This is a genomic window from Martinezella rhizogenes, from assembly GCF_027460065.1.
GTDB classification, from domain to species: domain Bacteria; phylum Pseudomonadota; class Alphaproteobacteria; order Rhizobiales; family Rhizobiaceae; genus Agrobacterium; species Agrobacterium rhizogenes_C.
Window position 1 is genome coordinate 1 of record NZ_JAPYZZ010000031.1, and the last position, 16,849, is coordinate 16,849.

General features: G+C 60.6%; 16 protein-coding genes and 1 pseudogene. 11 read left to right on the top strand and 6 right to left on the bottom strand.

What is annotated here, in order from left to right:
* The 4 genes and pseudogenes from O8B93_RS26735 to O8B93_RS26750 all read left to right on the top strand — a co-directional run.
* A pseudogene (locus tag O8B93_RS26735) lies at positions 1-200 on the top strand (IS110 family transposase); the annotation flags it as partial.
* A gap of 225 nt (positions 201-425) precedes the next feature.
* Positions 426-1,442 carry a ligase-associated DNA damage response exonuclease gene (locus tag O8B93_RS26740; RefSeq protein ID WP_269712925.1) on the top strand — a complete coding sequence of 339 codons (1,017 nt, stop codon included), beginning with the start codon at positions 426-428 and terminating at the stop codon, positions 1,440-1,442.
* A gap of 1 nt (position 1,443) precedes the next feature.
* Positions 1,444-3,069 carry a cisplatin damage response ATP-dependent DNA ligase gene (locus tag O8B93_RS26745; protein WP_269712926.1) on the top strand — a complete coding sequence of 542 codons (1,626 nt, stop codon included), beginning with the start codon at positions 1,444-1,446 and terminating at the stop codon, positions 3,067-3,069.
* 155 nt (positions 3,070-3,224) lie between these two features.
* Positions 3,225-4,190, top strand: coding sequence for an alpha/beta hydrolase family protein (locus O8B93_RS26750; protein ID WP_269712927.1), 966 nt, complete (start codon positions 3,225-3,227; stop codon positions 4,188-4,190).
* Between the two features lie 56 nt (positions 4,191-4,246).
* On the opposite strand, the gene O8B93_RS26755 is transcribed toward O8B93_RS26750, so the two are convergent.
* Together O8B93_RS26755 and O8B93_RS26760 are read right to left on the bottom strand one after the other, a co-directional pair.
* Positions 4,247-5,029: a glycosyltransferase family 32 protein gene (locus O8B93_RS26755; protein ID WP_269712928.1), complete on the bottom strand. Its 783-nt coding sequence runs from the start codon at positions 5,027-5,029 to the stop codon at positions 4,247-4,249.
* 169 nt (positions 5,030-5,198) lie between these two features.
* Positions 5,199-7,943 (bottom strand): heavy metal translocating P-type ATPase, encoded by a 2,745-nt coding sequence (locus O8B93_RS26760; protein ID WP_269712929.1) that lies wholly within the window; start codon positions 7,941-7,943, stop codon positions 5,199-5,201.
* 168 nt (positions 7,944-8,111) lie between these two features.
* Between O8B93_RS26760 and O8B93_RS26765 the strand changes: the two genes are divergently transcribed.
* Positions 8,112-9,020, top strand: coding sequence for a L,D-transpeptidase (locus tag O8B93_RS26765; protein WP_269712930.1), 909 nt, complete (start codon positions 8,112-8,114; stop codon positions 9,018-9,020).
* A gap of 158 nt (positions 9,021-9,178) precedes the next feature.
* A complete protein-coding gene (locus O8B93_RS26770; RefSeq protein WP_013635657.1) occupies positions 9,179-9,904 on the top strand; it encodes a L,D-transpeptidase in 726 nt (241 codons plus the stop codon).
* Positions 9,905-10,091: 187 nt separating this feature from the next.
* Here the strand turns inward: O8B93_RS26770 and O8B93_RS26775 are convergent, their stop codons facing one another.
* A complete protein-coding gene (locus O8B93_RS26775; RefSeq protein WP_269712931.1) occupies positions 10,092-10,550 on the bottom strand; it encodes a MarR family winged helix-turn-helix transcriptional regulator in 459 nt (152 codons plus the stop codon).
* A gap of 192 nt (positions 10,551-10,742) precedes the next feature.
* Here O8B93_RS26775 and O8B93_RS26780 point away from each other — a divergent pair, with 192 nt between their 5' ends.
* From O8B93_RS26780 to O8B93_RS26790, 3 genes are all read left to right on the top strand, one after another.
* Complete coding sequence (locus O8B93_RS26780; protein WP_003509379.1) at positions 10,743-11,165, top strand: organic hydroperoxide resistance protein; 423 nt, start codon at positions 10,743-10,745, stop codon at positions 11,163-11,165.
* 106 nt (positions 11,166-11,271) lie between these two features.
* A complete protein-coding gene (locus tag O8B93_RS26785) occupies positions 11,272-11,655 on the top strand; it encodes an MbcA/ParS/Xre antitoxin family protein (RefSeq protein ID WP_269712932.1) in 384 nt (127 codons plus the stop codon).
* Positions 11,615-12,376 (top strand): RES family NAD+ phosphorylase, encoded by a 762-nt coding sequence (locus O8B93_RS26790; protein ID WP_269712933.1) that lies wholly within the window; start codon positions 11,615-11,617, stop codon positions 12,374-12,376. Before O8B93_RS26785 ends, O8B93_RS26790 begins: the two co-directional genes overlap by 41 nt.
* A gap of 22 nt (positions 12,377-12,398) precedes the next feature.
* Here O8B93_RS26790 and O8B93_RS26795 read toward each other — a convergent pair whose 3' ends face one another.
* From O8B93_RS26795 to O8B93_RS26805, 3 genes are all read right to left on the bottom strand, one after another.
* On the bottom strand, positions 12,399-13,913 hold the full coding sequence (locus O8B93_RS26795) for an ABC-F family ATP-binding cassette domain-containing protein (RefSeq protein WP_269712934.1): 1,515 nt from the start codon (positions 13,911-13,913) through the stop codon (positions 12,399-12,401).
* Positions 13,914-14,462: 549 nt separating this feature from the next.
* Positions 14,463-14,885, bottom strand: coding sequence for a YciI family protein (locus O8B93_RS26800; RefSeq protein WP_269712935.1), 423 nt, complete (start codon positions 14,883-14,885; stop codon positions 14,463-14,465).
* Positions 14,886-14,978: 93 nt separating this feature from the next.
* Positions 14,979-15,425 carry a MarR family winged helix-turn-helix transcriptional regulator gene (locus O8B93_RS26805; protein ID WP_010971197.1) on the bottom strand — a complete coding sequence of 149 codons (447 nt, stop codon included), beginning with the start codon at positions 15,423-15,425 and terminating at the stop codon, positions 14,979-14,981.
* 148 nt (positions 15,426-15,573) lie between these two features.
* Between O8B93_RS26805 and O8B93_RS26810 the strand changes: the two genes are divergently transcribed.
* Positions 15,574-16,302: a DUF899 domain-containing protein gene (locus O8B93_RS26810; protein ID WP_269712936.1), complete on the top strand. Its 729-nt coding sequence runs from the start codon at positions 15,574-15,576 to the stop codon at positions 16,300-16,302.
* Between the two features lie 25 nt (positions 16,303-16,327).
* Positions 16,328-16,816, top strand: coding sequence for a DUF1579 domain-containing protein (locus O8B93_RS26815; protein WP_269712937.1), 489 nt, complete (start codon positions 16,328-16,330; stop codon positions 16,814-16,816).
* Positions 16,817-16,849 lie beyond the last annotated feature (33 nt).

Consider the following 16,849-nt stretch of genomic DNA (forward strand, 5'->3'; position numbering starts at 1 on the left):
GCGGTCGAAAGCGTGTGCGCGATGCCCTCTACATGGCAGCCCTTGTCGCTTATAGAATGAGATCGCCATTCGCATGCCTCATTCAAACCATGCAGGCCAAAGGCAAACCGTTCAAGGTCATGATCATCGCCATCGCCCGCAAACTGCTCGTTATCGCAAACGCCATTCTCAGAGACAAAACCACCTTCAGAACAACTTGAAACAACACGGATCAATACAGTTGCCAGCCAGCCCAAGTCCTTGGGCTGAGAGGAGTCTTTGCGCCGCGCAGACGCGCGTCGGCTGGATTACTGTGACAAGCACAGGAATGAGGAGGCGGGTGGCTCAACACTTTCAGCCAAACAAAAACACCCCCACTGGAAATTTAACGCCCGTTCCGCGTTATGCTCGCAGCACTTTACATTCGCGCGGGCGGCCCTATCTCAATGAATATGAAGCCGGAACAGCTGTTGAATTCCACGCCGAAGGGGCTTTATTGCCCGGTGGGCGATTTTTACATCGATCCCGTGCGCCCCGTGGCGCGGGCGCTCATCACCCATGGCCATTCCGATCACGCCCGTGCCGGTCATGGCGCGGTGCTCGCCACGCGCCAGACGCTCGATATCATGCGTATTCGTTACGGCGAGGATTTCTGCGGCAGCGAGCAGGCAGTAGCATTCGGTAAAACGGTGGACGTAAATGGCGTCACCGTGGGTTTCCACCCTGCGGGCCATGTGCTTGGCTCGGCGCAAATCTCCGTGGAAATGAACGGCCTGCGCATCGTCGCATCCGGCGATTATAAGCGCGGTGTCGACCCCACCTGCGCGCCCTTCGAAATGGTGCCCTGTGATGTCTTCATCACCGAAGCCACTTTCGGCCTGCCGGTGTTTCACCACCCTCTGCCGCGCGTGGAAATCGGCAAGTTGCTGACGTCCATCAAACAGTTTCCCGACCGCACCCATCTCGTCGGCGCTTATTCGCTCGGCAAGGCGCAGCGCGTTATCAGGTTATTGCGCGATAATGGTTATGCCGATCCGATCTATATTCACGGCGCTCTGGCGCGGCTCTGTGATTATTATGTCTCGCAGGGTATCGATCTCGGTGATCTCAGGCCCGCGACACTGGAAAAAAGCAACCCCGCCGATTTCAGGGGCGCCATCGTCGTCGGCCCGCCCTCGGCCTTTCAGGAGCGCTGGGCGCGGCGTTTCAACGAGCCGCTGATCGCTTTCGCCTCCGGCTGGATGATGGTGCGGCAACGCGCGAAGCAGGGCGGTGTGGAACTGCCGCTGGTCATATCGGATCATTGCGACTGGCCGGAATTGCTGGAGACCATCAGGGAAATCGGTCCGCAGGCCGTCTGGGTCACCCATGGACGAGAAGAGGCGCTGGTGCGCTGGTGCGAATTGCAGGGCATTGCCGCCAAGCCGCTGCATCTCGTCGGTTATGAAGACGAGGGGGATTGAAATGAAAGCCTTCGCCACCCTTCTCGACCGCCTTGTCCTTACCCCGTCGCGCAATGGCAAGCTGAAGCTGCTCACCGATTATTTCCGCGATACGCCCGACCCCGACCGGGGTTACGGCCTGGCGGCGATTGCCGGCACGCTGGACCTCAAGAGCGTCAAGCCGGCCATGCTGCGCGAACTGGTCATGGAGCGCATGGACGAGGTGCTGTTCCGTTATTCCTATGATTATGTCGGCGATCTTGCCGAGACCATTTCGCTGGTCTGGGGCAATATCGGCGGCGTGGATGATGCGGAGGCGCAGGATCCGCGCCTCGGCGACGTCGTGACGCTGATGAATTCGCTGGGGCGTACCGAGGTGCGCGGCGCGGTGCGCGATCTGCTCGACCGGCTCGATACCTCCTCGCGTTTCGCCTTCCTCAAACTCGCCACCGGCAGCCTGCGCATTGGTGTTTCGGCAAGGCTGGCGCGGCAGGCGCTGGCGGATTTTGCCGGTAAGGACATCACCGAAATCGAAACCCTCTGGCACGGTCTGACGCCGCCCTATACGACGCTTTTCGCCTGGCTGGAGGGCAAGTCCGACCGACCGGTGCTGGCCACGCCCGCCATCTTCCATTCGGTGATGCTGGCGACACCGGTGGGCGACGGCGATCTCGATGCGCTGGACCCGGCCGATTATGCGGCGGAGTGGAAATGGGACGGTATCCGTGTGCAATTGTCCCGCGCCGGCGAAACGCGAAAGCTCTATTCCCGCTCCGGCGACGATATTTCCGGCGCCTTTCCAGATGTGCTTGACGCCATCGAATTCGAAGGCGTGATGGATGGCGAATTGCTGATTGGCGGCACGGCGCGCTCCAACAATCTCACCCGCACCTTCTCCGATTTGCAGCAGCGGCTGAACCGCAAGACGGTAACGGCGAAGATGCGGGATGACTATCCCGCTTTCATCCGCGCTTATGACCTGCTGTTCGAGGGCGAGAGCGACATTCGCGCGCAAACCTATCTGGAGCGCCGCGGCCGGTTGTCTGATATCATCGAGCGCGCGCCGCATGATCGCTTCGACCTCTCGCCGCTGATCGGCTTTTCCAGCTGGTCGGAACTCGACACGCTGCGCGCCGCGCCGCCCGATCCTGTCATCGAGGGCGTGATGATCAAGCGCCGTGACAGCACCTATCAGGCCGGGCGCGCCAAGGGGCCGTGGTTCAAGTGGAAACGCGATCCCTACAATATCGACGCTGTCATGATGTATGCCCAGCGTGGTCACGGCAAAAGATCGAGTTATTATTCCGATTTCACCTTCGGCGTCTGGGCGGAAGGCGAGGATGGCGAACAGCTCGTACCTGTCGGCAAGGCCTATTTCGGTTTCACCGATGCGGAACTGGAAGTGCTGGACAAGTTCGTGCGTGATAACACCGTCGAGCGTTTCGGCCCGGTGCGGGCGGTGCGGGCCACACCGGATTTCGGTTTCGTGCTGGAGGTGGCCTTCGAAGGCATCAACCGCTCCACCCGCCACAAGTCAGGCGTCGCCATGCGGTTTCCGCGCATTGCAAGGCTGCGCGCCGACAAGTTGCCGGCCGAGGCCGACAGGCTTTCGACGCTTGTTTCGATGATAGATGGTGTGGAGGGTTAGGAAAATGAGGCGGCTTTGCGTCTGGAAACCTAACCCCTGTCCAGAAATTGCCATGATGGCTGCGAATACGTTGTTGTCATTCGCGAATCCGTGATTGGACAGCGCCTCGCCGCAGTGCTGAACTGCTGTTACAACCATCCTCTTCAGGTGACCTTATGGCAGACAAGCGCTTTCTCTCCTCAACCGTTAGACAGGAAGAGAGCAGGGCGACCATGAAGAGCATGACCCGGCGAAGCTTGCTGGCCGGTGCCGTCGGTCTGTCGGCGGCGGCATTTTTACCACCCCGCGCGAAAGCAGGCATTGTCGCCCCCGAGGTGCTGCCGCTGGAACGGCAGGATTATGCCGAGGCACGCAAACGGTTCCACACCCATTTGTTGCGCCACATGGCCGCGCCGGAAAAATCCTCGGTCCTCGGCACGCCACCGGGTGCGGAACGCGTCACCTATCCCGGCGGGCCGGATGGTTCGATCGAGCTCGTCGCCTGGCTCTCCCATTATCAGCCCTCAAAAACGCTGAAACCTGCGGTCCTATTTCTCCACGGCGGCAACGCCACGGGTGATGGCCACTGGGCGCTGATGAAGCCCTACTGGGAAGCGGGCTATGTCGTGCTTTTACCGTCCTTCCGGGGGGAGAACGGCCAGAACGGCCATTATTCCGGTTTTTACAATGAAACGACGGATGCGCTGGCGGCGGCAACCTATCTGGAAAATCTCCCCGGCATCGACAGAAATCGCTTCTTCATTGCCGGCCATTCCAATGGCGGCACACTGACGCTTCTGGCCGCCATGAGCCGCAGGTTCCGCGCCGCAGCCCCCATCTCGGCCGGCGTCAATTCCTGGCGTTATTTCAATCGCTATACCGACGAGATCTGTTTCGACGAGACCAATGAGCGCGAATTCATCATGCGCTCCTCCGTCTGCTTCGGCCCCAGCCTCAAATGTCCGGCACTGCTGCTGCGCGGCACGGAGGAGCGGCCTTTTGATGCCGATCACCAGCTTTTCGTGGATCGTGCCCTGACATCCGGCTTCAAGGTCGACAAAAAACTGCTGCCCGGCACCCATAATGGCGTGGTGCCGCATGCGGTGGAGGAGAGCATCCGCCTTTTCAACGCTTTCGTTTGAAATGCGATATCGCGCCGCTGGTTAGGCGCGCGTGGCGTCCTGGTTTTTGACGATGCCTAGTTCTTGACGATTGAGGTCTTGGCCTGCTCCGCCCACCAGGCGCCATCTTTCTTGTCGGCATATTGGGCGCGCTTGTTGGTGAATTGCCCCTGGGTGCACATCTCGCGGTAATTGCGCTCCGGCAGACCAAGCTCCTTGACGACGGCATGCACCACCGTCGGGCCGGTCATGTCATAAACGCTGACGAGGGTTCCCTCTTCGATATTCTGGGCAATACGGTCGGCCATCAGCTTCAGCGCCGGGTGGCCGGGTCTGGAGGCCATGAAATAATTCGTCACTTCGCCATCTTTCATGGCGATGAAGACGGCTTCCTCATCCGGGCCGATCGCATCTTCCGGGCGGGCCGCGAAATTGGAATCGATATCGAGATAGATGCCGCCATCCTGCAAAAGGACGAGAATGCGCCAGAAATCCGCCTTGGCGGCACCCACCTGCAGCCGGCGGAAGGCATCGGCGTAACGCCCGGGAAAATGCCGGTCGATATAGGCCTGGCAGGCCTCGTCATCGTGATAGCGATATTCGAATTCCGGGGTCAGCCAACGGTTAAACAGGAAATTCGCATAGATCGGCGTCGTTACCCGGTTGGAGTAATTCGTCTGCCAGATGATGCGTGGAATGGTTTTTTCCGATTTCGGGCGGCGTCGCGCGGGCTGGTGCGCGGGAAGCGTCTTTCTTCTGCCGGGCCGCAGAAACAGATCGATGGAAAAGATGACCTTGACGATGTTGCCGCCGATCTTGATCGCGCGGTACGCAATCGGGTTGTAGCCATGCTTAGTCAAGTTCAATGCTCCCGCGTGTGGAATCGCCAGCTCTTCCTGTCGCTATTGTCACGCGCGTGGAAACGGCGGTACGCGGTATTTATTGTACGCAATTAGTTTGTCAATACGCTGAAAACAAGACCGGCCGAGCCCGGATAAACGGGCTCGGCCGGCTTCGGAGGAGCTGTGGTCAGGCTTTGCGGCCGTTGAAGTAACCGAGCAGCCGCATGGCATTGGCGGTCACCAGAACCGTGGCGCCGGTATCGGCGAAGACGGCGAGCCACAGGCCGGAAACGCCGGTGACGGTGGTGACCAGGAACACCGCCTTCAGGCCGAGCGCGATCGTCACGTTCTGGCGGATGTTGCTCATGGTGGCGCGCGACAGGCCGATGAGGCGGGCGGCATCGCCGACATTGTTGCGCATCAGCGCCGCATCCGCCGCTTCCATCGCCACGTCGGTGCCGGAGCCGATGGCGACGCCGACGCTGGCCGCCGCAAGGGCCGGTGCATCGTTGATGCCGTCGCCCACCATCACCACGGTCTTCTTTTCGGCGAGCTTGCGGATTTCCTCGACCTTGTTCTGCGGCAGCAATTCGCCGCGCGCCTCAAGGCCCAGCTTGTTGCCGATTGCCTTCGCCGTGCGGGCATTGTCACCCGACAGCATCAGCGAGGAAATGCCCATGTCCTTCAGCGCCTTGACGCCTTCGGCCGCATCCTTGCGCGGCTCGTCGCGCATGGCGAAGAGGCCGCTTGCTTCACCGCCGGCCATCACGACAGCTACCGTCTTGCCCTCGCTCTCCAGCTTGGCGATGCGATCGGACAGGTCCTTCGAAACGGTGCCGACGTCGGTGGCGAAGCGTGGTGCGCCGATGAAGAGGCGCTTGCCGCCGACATTGCCCTGCATGCCGCGTCCGGAAATCGCCTTGATCTCGGAACCGGGCAGGGGCTTCACGCCCAGCTTTTCGGCGTGGTTGACGATGGCCCGTGCCAGCGGATGGCTCGATTCATGCTCGATGGTCGCGGCTTGTGCAATCAGTTCGGCTTCATTGCCGTCAAGCGCCACCACGTCGGTCACGACAGGTTCACCCAGCGTCAGCGTGCCGGTCTTGTCGAATGCGACGGTTTCGGTGCGTGCCAGCATTTCGATGACAGCACCACCCTTCACCAGCATGCCATGGCGTGCCGCAGCCGAAAGGCTGGAGGCGATGGCCGCGGGAACGGAGATGACCAAGGCGCAGGGGCAACCGATCAAGAGCAGGGCAAGACCGCGATAGATCCAGGTATCCCAGTCGCCGAGGCCCACAAGCGGCGGCACGACGATGGTGAGTGCGGAGATCGCCACGATCAGCGGCATGTAATAACGCGAGAAGCTCTGGATGAAGCGTTCGGTCGGGGCGCGGGCATCCTGGGCTTCTTCGACAAGCGTGATGATGCGGGCAATGGTGTTGTCTTCCGGTGCGCGGTCGACACGGATGCGCAGCGAGCCGTCATGGTTGATCGAACCGGCAAAGACGCGCGCGCCCTTTTCCTTGGCAACGGGAATGCTTTCGCCGGTCATCGGCGATTCATCGACGCTGGATTGACCTTCCATGACAACGCCATCGGCAGCGATGCGGTCGCCGGGGCGCGCCACGACCACCTGACCGATGCGCACTTGATCGGCGGCGATCTGCCGAAGCGAGCCGTTTTCTTCCACCAGCGCCGTTTTCGGCAGCAGCGAACCGAGCGCCTTGATGCCGGAGCGTGCGCGGGCGGCCGCAAAACCTTCCAGCAATTCACCGACGGAGAACAGCAGCACGACGATGGCCGCCTCTTCCGCCTCGCCGATGATGATCGCGCCGATGGCGGCAATCGTCATCAGCATCTCGATGGTGAAGACCGCGCCGAAACGGGCGGCATTGAAGGCATTTCTTGCGATCGGGAAAAGCGTGGCCAGCGTGGCGATGATGAAGGCATAACCACCCCAGGCCGGGAAGCTCAGTTCCGCCGCATAGGCGGCGGCGACCAGAATGGTGCCGGTGAAGGTGTTGCGCGCCTTTGCGGTGCGCCACCACGCGCCTTTTTCCTCCGCTCCATGGGCATGCCCTATCTCGGCGCTTTGGCTTGCGGCGGCAGGTGCGGCAGCGTGTGAATGGCCCGAATGGTCGTGGCCGGAATGATCGTGACCTGAATGATCATGGCCGGAATGGTCATGGTCATGCCCCTTGCAGGACTGATGATCTTGTCCTGAATGTGCCGCGTGGTCGTGCCCGGAATGGTCATGTCCCGAATGATCATGCCCCGAATGATCATGATCGTGGTGATGGCCGCCGCATGTCGCGTGGTCATGTTCTTGACCATGATCCGCCGTCTTTTCGCGTGCGGTCTTTTCCTGCGGCAGCAGAGCGGGCTTGAAGCCGAGCTTGCGCAGGGTGTCTTCGATCTTTTCGACCGGGGTTTTGTTTTCGGCGAGCGAGAGGTTCAGCCTTTCGCGGGCCACCGAGACCTTGACGTCGCCAACGCCGGGCAGGCGGGAAAGCGCGGTTTCGATCTTGGCCGCGCAGCTGCCGCAATCCATGCCGCCGACCGAAAAGATCAGCGCATTGTTCTTTTCAGCGACCGTTTCAGCCTCGTCATGGTGGTGGCCGCCGCAGGTGGAATGGTCGTGATGATCAGCCTCGACCTTCGCCTGCGGCGCCTTTTCGCGCGGCAGCAAAGCGGGCTTGAAGCCGAGCTTGCGCAGGGTGTCTTCGATCTTTTCGACCGGGGTTTTGTTTTCGGCGAGCGAGAGGTTCAGCCTTTCGCGGGCAACCGACACCTTGACGTCTGCAACGCCGGGCAGGCGCGAGAGCGCGGTTTCGATCTTCGCCGCACAGCTGCCGCAATCCATGCCGCCGACCGTGAAGGTCAGTTCCTCTGCTTCCCCGTTCAAACTGCCGCGTGTCGAAATATTCATGGTTCTCGCTCCTGAATTCCAGTCGACAGCCAATCTGGTACCTCTAGCAACTAGAGGTTCAAGAGGGAAAATGCAGTTTTTCGATTTTTTTTGAAAAAACCGACGCCAGCCTCGCGCCAGCCGCGCGGTCCATCATGCTGGCAGATTGGATTCCATGAAGCGGTTCAGATGATAGCACTCCTTTTGAAAAATGGTCGCCGGGCGGCCTCTCTGGCGGCACTTGCGGCTCTGCCGCTGCTGAGCGGTTGCCTTTTCGTGACGGATACGACCCGGATGGACCCGGACGTCTTTGTCAGGGAAACGGCGCCGGTATTCAATTTTAATTCCGTCAGTTCCAATCGCCAGCCGGAACTGCCGCCGCAGCCGGGACAGCTTTCGACGCGCCCGCCCGATCTTTTCAGAACCCGCTTCCATCAGGAATATGGTCCGCCGGTACGCGGCCAGGGGCTGCAGGCCCCGCAGGTGCAGGGCTATAATGCGCCGCAGCCGCAGGGCCAGATGATGGCCTATGGCCTGCCGGTTTCCAATCCGCTGCACCGGGTCATGTATGGCCCGATCCGCGACGAAGACCGCTCCTTGCCGGCCATTCCCTATGGTCGCATCGACCCACGTTATCTCAGGCAGGAAGTCAGCTACCAGACGGCGGAAGCGCCGGGCACCATCGTGGTCGATACGAAACAGCATTTTCTCTATCTCGTGCAGTCCGGCGGGAAGGCGATCCGTTACGGCGTTGGCCTCGGCCGTGATGGTTATGCCTGGTCGGGCCGCGGCAAGATCCAGTGGAAGGCGAAGTGGCCGCGCTGGACGCCGCCCGATGAAATGGTCAAGCGCCAACCGGAACTCGCCTCCATCTCCGCCGCCAATGGCGGCATGACGCCGGGTCTCAACAATCCGCTCGGTGCGCGCGCGCTTTATATCTTCAAGGATGGCAAGGACACGCTGTACCGCGTGCACGGAACGCCGGACTGGCAGTCCGTCGGCAAGGCGACGTCCTCCGGCTGCGTGCGCATGCTCAATCAGGATGTGATCGACCTCTACGAACGTGTGCCACAGGGGGCGCAGATTGTGGTTATCTGACCACGTTCTAAAAGAAAGAGATGCGGGCGCCGTTCCGGCAGCGCCTTGTGACTGGCTTTTAGCGGTCGGTTAACTATTTTCGCAATACGCCTGTGTACGTGGAACAAACGATGTACAACGGCGATATAGCCGTTCGAAATGTGGGACAAACCGGCCTTATGACAAGCACCGACACAGATCTTTCCAGACGTACTTTCCTTTCCCTTCTGGGTATTTCCTCCGCTTCACTGCTAGCTGGCTGCGCGTCATCAGGCACGGGTGAAGCCATTCGCCAGCAGGCGAGCAGCATCGGCAGCGATTTCCGCCAGATGTTCTCGTCGGGCGTCAGCGACGCGGAACTGGCCGTCATGTACGGCTCGGTCGAGGATGGCGGTTACGTCATTCCCGCGGTTCCCTATCAAAAGATCGACCGCCGTTATTATCGTCAGCGGGTCGTCGACCCGACCGGCGAACGCCCCGGCACCGTCGTCGTCGATACGCGCTCGCGCTTCCTTTATGTCGTGGAGCAGGGCGGCAGCGCCATGCGTTACGGGGTTGGCATCGGCCGCGATGGTTTCGCCTGGTCGGGCGAAGGTGTCATCCAGTGGCGCCAGAAATGGCCGAAATGGACCCCGCCGGACGAAATGGTGGCCCGCCAGCCGGAACTGGTCAAATATTCCTCCAAGAACGGCGGCATGCCGCCGGGCCTGAAAAACCCGCTCGGTGCCCGCGCGCTCTATATCTTCCAGAACGGCAAGGACACGCTCTACCGTCTGCATGGCTCGCCGGAATGGAACTCCATCGGCAAGGCCGTCTCCTCCGGCTGCGTACGCCTGATGAACCAGGACGTCATCGACCTCTACGACCGCGTGCCGCAGAAGGCGCGTGTGGTGGTGTGGCAGTAAGCCGAAAACTCCTTACCTAAAAAGGCGGCCTTGTGCCGCCTTTAAGGAAACTGCTTCTATACTCGGCGTCATCCTCGGGCTCGTCCCGAGGATCTAATCACGTCGCACTAAATCGACACGTAGCAGATGCTCGGGACAGGCCCGAGCATGACGAACGAGAGCTTGCAGGCCTTCTGGTTTGCAGGGACTACGGCCGGGAGAGACCTTCCTTCAGCGCATTCACTTGATCGCGCAGCTGCGCCAGCTCCTCCAGCCCGCAGCCGGTGGCCCCGCCGATGGCGGCCATGATCTTCACACCCTCTTTCTTGAGGTCGGCGCCCTTTTGGGTCAGCGCCACCAGCACCTGCCGCTCGTCCACGGTGCCGCGTTTGCGGGTGATCAGCCCGGCATGCTCCAGCCTCTTGAGAAGCGGCGACAGCGTGCCCGAATCGAGCCCCAGCATTTCGCCGAGCGCCTTGACGGTGGATGTCTCCTTTTCCCACAGCGCCATCATGACAAGATATTGCGGATAGGTGAGCCCGATCGGGTCCAGCAGCGGTTTATAGGCGCGGGTGAAGGCATGCGCCGCGCCGTAAAGGGCAAAGCATATCTGCTGGTCCAGCCTCAAAAGGCTTTCCATTGTCTTCTCTTTGCCCTCTGCGTCCATTTTCCTGCTCCAAAATCAACCGGGGAGGGAACAATCAGCCCCCGCTTTCGGTTCCTGCCACATGGATGCGCGGCTAAATTTCGTGAGAATTATCGCAAAAAACAAATCTTCATTCAATGTGCAAAACTATATTGCGCACAATTTAATTGTGCGTTATAAGATGTCCAACACCAACCCGAAGGAGTAAATGCCATGCCCATTCTCTACACGACCAAAGCATCCGCCACCGGTGGCCGCGCCGGCAACGCCAAGTCGGAAGACGGCGTTCTCGACGTCACGCTCACCGTTCCGAAGGAGCTGGGCGGCGATGGCGCCCGTGGCACCAATCCGGAACAGCTTTTTGCGGCCGGTTATTCCGCCTGCTTTCTCGGCGCGCTGAAATTCGTTGCCGGCAAGGAAAAGGTAAAGATTCCTGAAGACACCACTGTGACGGCAACTGTCGGCATCGGCCCGCGCGAAGACGGCGGCGGTTTCGGCATCGAAGTCTCGCTGAAGGCCAATATTCCGGGCGTCGAGCGCGAAGTCGCCGAAAAGCTGGTTGCGGCCGCACACATCGTCTGCCCCTATAGCCACGCCATGCGCACCTCCACGGAAGTGCCGGTCTCGGTGGCCTGATAAGGCGGCTAAGCGCTGGATCGTCACTCTTGGGGCCGGTTCATCCCGGCCTTCTTGTTTATAGAAAGAAATATGCTATATTCTTTCCAAGGAAAGGATGTGCGCCATGAATATTCACGCCAAGACCGCCATGGATCCCGCATCGCAGGGCAGGGTCGTCACCAAGGCCGTCATCGCCGCCGCCGAGCGGCTGGGCCTGAACGCGGCGCGTACGGCCGATATTCTGGGTGTCTCCGCGCCAACGGTCTCGCGCATGAAGCGGCTCGATTTCCTTTTGGAGCCGGGCGCCAAGTCCTTCGAGCTTGCGGTGCTGCTGATCCGGGTTTTCCGCTCGCTGGATGCGATTACCGGCGGCGACGAGGCGGTGGCCAAAAGCTGGCTGCGCAATCACAATACGGCGCTTGATGCCGTGCCTGCCGAAAGGCTCACCACCATTACCGGATTGATCGATGTCCTCTCCTATCTGGACGCCCGACGCGCTCCTGTCTGAAAAACGCGCCGCATCGGGAAAATACTGGCGGCTGGTGGAAGCGCAGCATCAGGTTTCCACCATGAAGCTGGTGGATACGGTGGAGGAGCAATCGCTGCTGGAGGATATTCTGGAGACGAGTAAAAGGCCGTTTCCGCCTGAGTGCGCCGGTTTCGATTATCTTCTCGCCACGCCCTTCCGATATGGCGCCGCTTATCCGCATGGCTCGCGTTTCCGCCGCGCGGGTTATACCGAAGGCGTTTATTATGCCGCCGCGAAGGTGGAAACGGCACTCGCCGAAATGGCCTTTTACCGGCTGCTGTTTTATGCCGAATCCCCCGGCACGCCGCTGCCGGCCAATCCCGCCGATTATTCCGCCTTTGCCGCCCGTATCGCCACCGATGCGGCACTTGACCTCACGCAACCCAAACTGAACCGCGACGAGGCGCACTGGACCGATCTCACCAATTACGAGCCATGCCAGGCGCTGGCCGAGCAGGCGCGTCTGGCGAAGGTGGAGGCGATCCTCTACCGCTCGGTGCGCGATCCCGCCGCTGGCCTCAACATCGCGATCCTCTCTCCCAAAGCCTTTGCCGAAAAAGCGCCGGTGGAACGGATGAGCTGGCGCATCCGCCTGTCGAAGACGGGCGTGCAGGCACTATGCGAATTTCCGATGCGCAGAACCGGTTTCGCGGTCTCGGATTTCGCCGGCGATCCACGCCTCGCCAGCCTGCTCGGCTGACGAGGCGTTATTATCGGCAGTTTCATGCCGAGGCGAAAAACGCTTCGGGATCATCGACTTCCATCAGCTTGCGCTTTTCGATCAGCCAGAAGCGGGTTCCGACCGTCCGCACGAAACTCCGGTCGTGCGAGACAAGCACGCAGCTGGCCTCACGGCTGATGATTTCCGCCTCCAGCGTTTCCTGGCCATCTATATCAAGATGGTTGGTGGGTTCGTCCAGCAGGTAGAAATTCGGCTCCGCCATCCGCAGTGCCAGCATGGCGAGCCGCGCCTTCTGTCCGCCGGACAACCTCGCGATGCGGCGTTTCTGCATTTCCATGTCGATGCCGGCGCCGGCGAGCAGGCCGTGGATGCGCTGGTCGCCAATGTCGAAACGGCGCGACAGCAGCGCCGCCGGCGTGCTGTCGTCGTCGATTGCGGCCAGCGACTGGTCGACATATCCGGCCACCAGCGACGGCGTAGCCTTTATGCCGTCCTGTATCTGGCCGGCACCCGTTACCGCCGCCTGCAGCAGCGACATCAGCCGCGTCTTGCCGACGCCATTGCGGCCGAGAATGACGATACGGTCGCCCTGGCGGATAAATTGCCGGCCGGTGCGAAACAGCACTGTTCCATCCGGCGTCGAGACCGGCACGTCCTCCAGCGTGACCAGCACCTTGGCATGGGTGCCGCGATTGGCAAGCTGGATCTTGCCGGCGGATCGCTCGCTATGGGCAGGGCGCGCTTTCTCCTCGATCTTTTCCGCACGCTGGCGCAATTGCTTGGTCTTGATGGTCAGGAGATCGCTGCCGGAATTGATGCCGATATTGTTGAGCTTGGCCGCCTGCCGGCGCAATTGCTGCGCGGTTTTCATGTCGCGCTGGAAACGCCGCTCATCGGCGGCATCTTCCTCCTCCAGCGCCGCGCGCGCATGGCCATAGGGCAGGCGGAACAGCGCCGAGTTTTCCGGCCGCAGAAACAGCGTCGTCCGTGTGACGTTGTCGAGAAAGGCGCGGTCATGGCTGACGATGATGACGGCGGTATCGCGCGGCAATTCACCGAGCCAGCTTTCCAGCACGTTGATCTTTTCGAGGTCGAGATGGTTGGTCGGCTCGTCGAGCAGCAGCACGTCAGGTTCGGTGATCCATGCTTTGGCCAGCATGGCAAGCCTTTGCCAGCCGCCGCTCAGTTCCTTCAGGCGGCGCTCGCGGAACGGTTCAGGCACCAGCATGGCGTCGAAGATGATGTCGGCGCGCCAGCTCTCGCTGTCGATCGTGTCCGCCGGCAGGGCGGAAAGCACGGCGTCCCGCATCGTGTGGTCCATCAGCGCGGAAGGCAGGTTTTGATGGACGATGGACTGCGTCAGCCCGCGCAACCGGGTCAGGTCGCCGCTGGTGGGCTCCATGTCACCGGCAAGGCAGTTGAGCAGGGTGGATTTGCCGCAGCCATTGGCGGCAACAATGCCGATGCGGTCTCCCGCATTCACGGTGAGGCTGAGATTGGAAAAAAGCGGCTTACCCAGAATGATTCCGAGGTTTCGAAGCGTGATGATGGTCATGATGTCGTCTCTGGCAGGACGGACCCGTCAACAACCGTGGTCTGCCACAGGCAGTACCGGGTTTCGGTTCGTGGTGATCCGTCGTGAAAAACAGGCGCAACGGCAGACAAGCTGCATTCTGCGCGGCCTTTTGGGCAAACCAGAGTGTTCGTGTTCCGGTCAGCCCTGCAAACGTATCCGCAGGGCAAAAAGGTGGCAGAGCTGACGATTGCGCCAGAAGCAGGAAATATCCATGCGAAGCCTCCTTTCTCGAAACGTGTTGAACTGCTCCTTGATTAACAGCGGCGGCTGTTCGAGGCAATAGCTTTTGGAGTGGGAGGTCGTGCGAGAGCAAATCCTGTTTGAACGAAATTCAATGGTACACGAGGCGAGGTTTTTTGCGTTGAGGTATCCCCTCAAGCTCATTCCTGTTCCGGGGAACACAGATGAGGGAAGGAGAGCGCACGACAAAACAGCGAGCTTTGTAGCCGGCGCACCGACTGGAAATGCTCGGGAGAATGCGGCAAGCCGCACCCTCCCGTTTCCATGTGGTCCTTAACCCGCGCCGCTCTATTGCTTGCCCACACGCGCGCGCAGTTCTTCGACATGCGCGGCGATCTCAGGCGTCACCGCATCGCCGAAATCTTCCATCTCGAACATCGGGCGGATTTCGATCTCGCTTTTCTCCAGCATCGGGTTCGGGCAGCGCTTCACCCATTCCACGGCCTCGTCCATGTCCTTCACATTCCAGATCCAGAAACCGGCGACCAGTTCGTTGGTGTGCGGGAAGGGGCCGTCAACGACGGTGCGGCTATCGCCGTCGAAGACAACCCGTTTGCCTTTGGAGGAGGGGTGAAGGCCGTCACCGGATTGCATGATGCCGGCATTGACCAGTTCCTCGTTGAATTTTCCCATGGCTTCCATGAGTTCGGTCGTGGGCATGACGCCTTCTTCGCTGCTCTTGGTGGCTTTTACAAAAACGATTGCACGCATGATCATTCCTCCTTGATGTGCGTTTCTGCTGAGTTTCGCTCCCCGGCGCGACGGCCGGATGACATTCTTGCCGATAAAAGTGGCGTTATCCCGTCAGCCGAGATCGATGAGATCGCGGCGCAGCCGGCCCGGGTCGCCGCTGCCGATCTTTGTCTCCACTTCGGCGTGGGTCTGTTCCCAGATGGGGAAGGCGACTGCAAGCACCGCCATGCCCTCCGGCGTCAGCCGCAGCCGCTTGCCGCGCTTGTCCTTGGGGTCAGGCTCGATGCGCACCAGCCCGCGCCGCTCCAGCGGTTTGAGCGCCGCCGTCAGCGTCGTGCGGTCCATCGCCAGAAGATTGGCAACCGGCCCCATCGGCGGCGGCTCCGGCCGGTTGAGCGATATCAGCAGGGAAAACTGGCCATTGGTGATTCCCGCTGGCTTCAATGCATTGTCGAAAAGTCGCGCCAAAGCCCGCGCCGCACGCTGCGCATGCAGGCAAAGACAGGAGTCTCGCACGAGAAGGGTTGTCGAAAAAGGAATCACGCCGGCGTTTGACATGCGGTAAATATGTTGATATCAACCTAATTAGTCAAGCGGAACTTGAGGCTCCGCAGACTGTTTATTGCCTTTCAGCACAGAAATAGGCGGCGCCCTCCGGTGGAGCGGAGCGTGCCGCGGTGAAAGACGGATCCAAGGAGGAAAGATCATGTCTCATCCCGTCGTTTCGAAGGAGGAGTGGCTTGCGGCCCGCCGCGATCTGCTGGTGAAGGAAAAGGAACTGACCCGCGCCCGTGACAGGCTGAATGAGGCCCGGCGCGCGCTGCCCTGGGAGGAGGTGACGAAGGACTATATCTTCGATGCGCCTTCCGGCCCCAGGTCACTGAAGGAGCTGTTCGGCGATTGCAGCCAGCTCATCGTTTATCACTTCATGCTGGCGCCGGACTGGGACGAGGGCTGCGTTGGCTGCTCCTTCTTCGCCGATCATGTCGATGGCGCGCTCATTCACCTCAAGCATGGCGATGCGGGTTTCGTCGCGGTTTCGCGCGCACCGCTTGAGAAGATCGAGGGCTACAGACACCGCATGGGCTGGAAATTTCCCTGGGTTTCAGCCGAGGGGAACGATTTCAACTATGACTATCAGGCCTCATTTCGCGACGAGGACATGGCCAAAGGTGAAATCACCTACAATTACCGTGACATGGCGCCCTATGGCGACCTGAAGGACCTGCACGGTATCAGCGTTTTCGCCAAGGGTGAGGACGGCAAGATTTACCACACTTATTCCACTTATGCCCGCGGGGCCGAGCAGACGCTCGGCACGTTGATGCTTCTCGATCTGGTGCCAAAAGGCCGTAATGAAGAAGAGGTAATGGATTGGGTGCGCCGCCACGACCAGTATGAGGATGCGCCGAAGGCCGCTTCCTGCTGCCACTGAAAAGAGAGACGAGGAGGAGACGACAATGGAAATGCCAAGTGTGAAGCCGCAGAAGGAACACGAATTCCTGTCGAGGCTCGTCGGCGACTGGATCATGGTCGCCGGCCATGACGGATACAACCCCGATGATCCCAACCAGCGTTTCACCGAGACCGTCCGCTCCATCGGCGGCTTGTGGGTCATCGGTGAAGGCAGTGGCGGAATGCCTGACGGCGACCGCATGACGGCCGTGATCACGGTTGGTTTCGACCCGGCCAGGGGCAACTTCGTCGGCACCTGGGTGGGCTCGATGATGACCCATCTCTGGGTTTACAAGGGTTGGCTGGAAGAGGACGGCAAGACCCTGACGCTGGAGGCGGATGGTCCCGCCTTTGACGGTTCCGGAGACACCGCCACCTATCACGACGTGTTGGTGCTGCATGACGATAATCACCGCAGCTTTTCCGGCAGCGTCAAGCAGCCGGATGGCACCTTCAAGACCTTCATGACATCGGAGTTCCGGCGCAAGACGTAAACCGCGCCGGGTTCTGGCCGCACGACAAGCGCC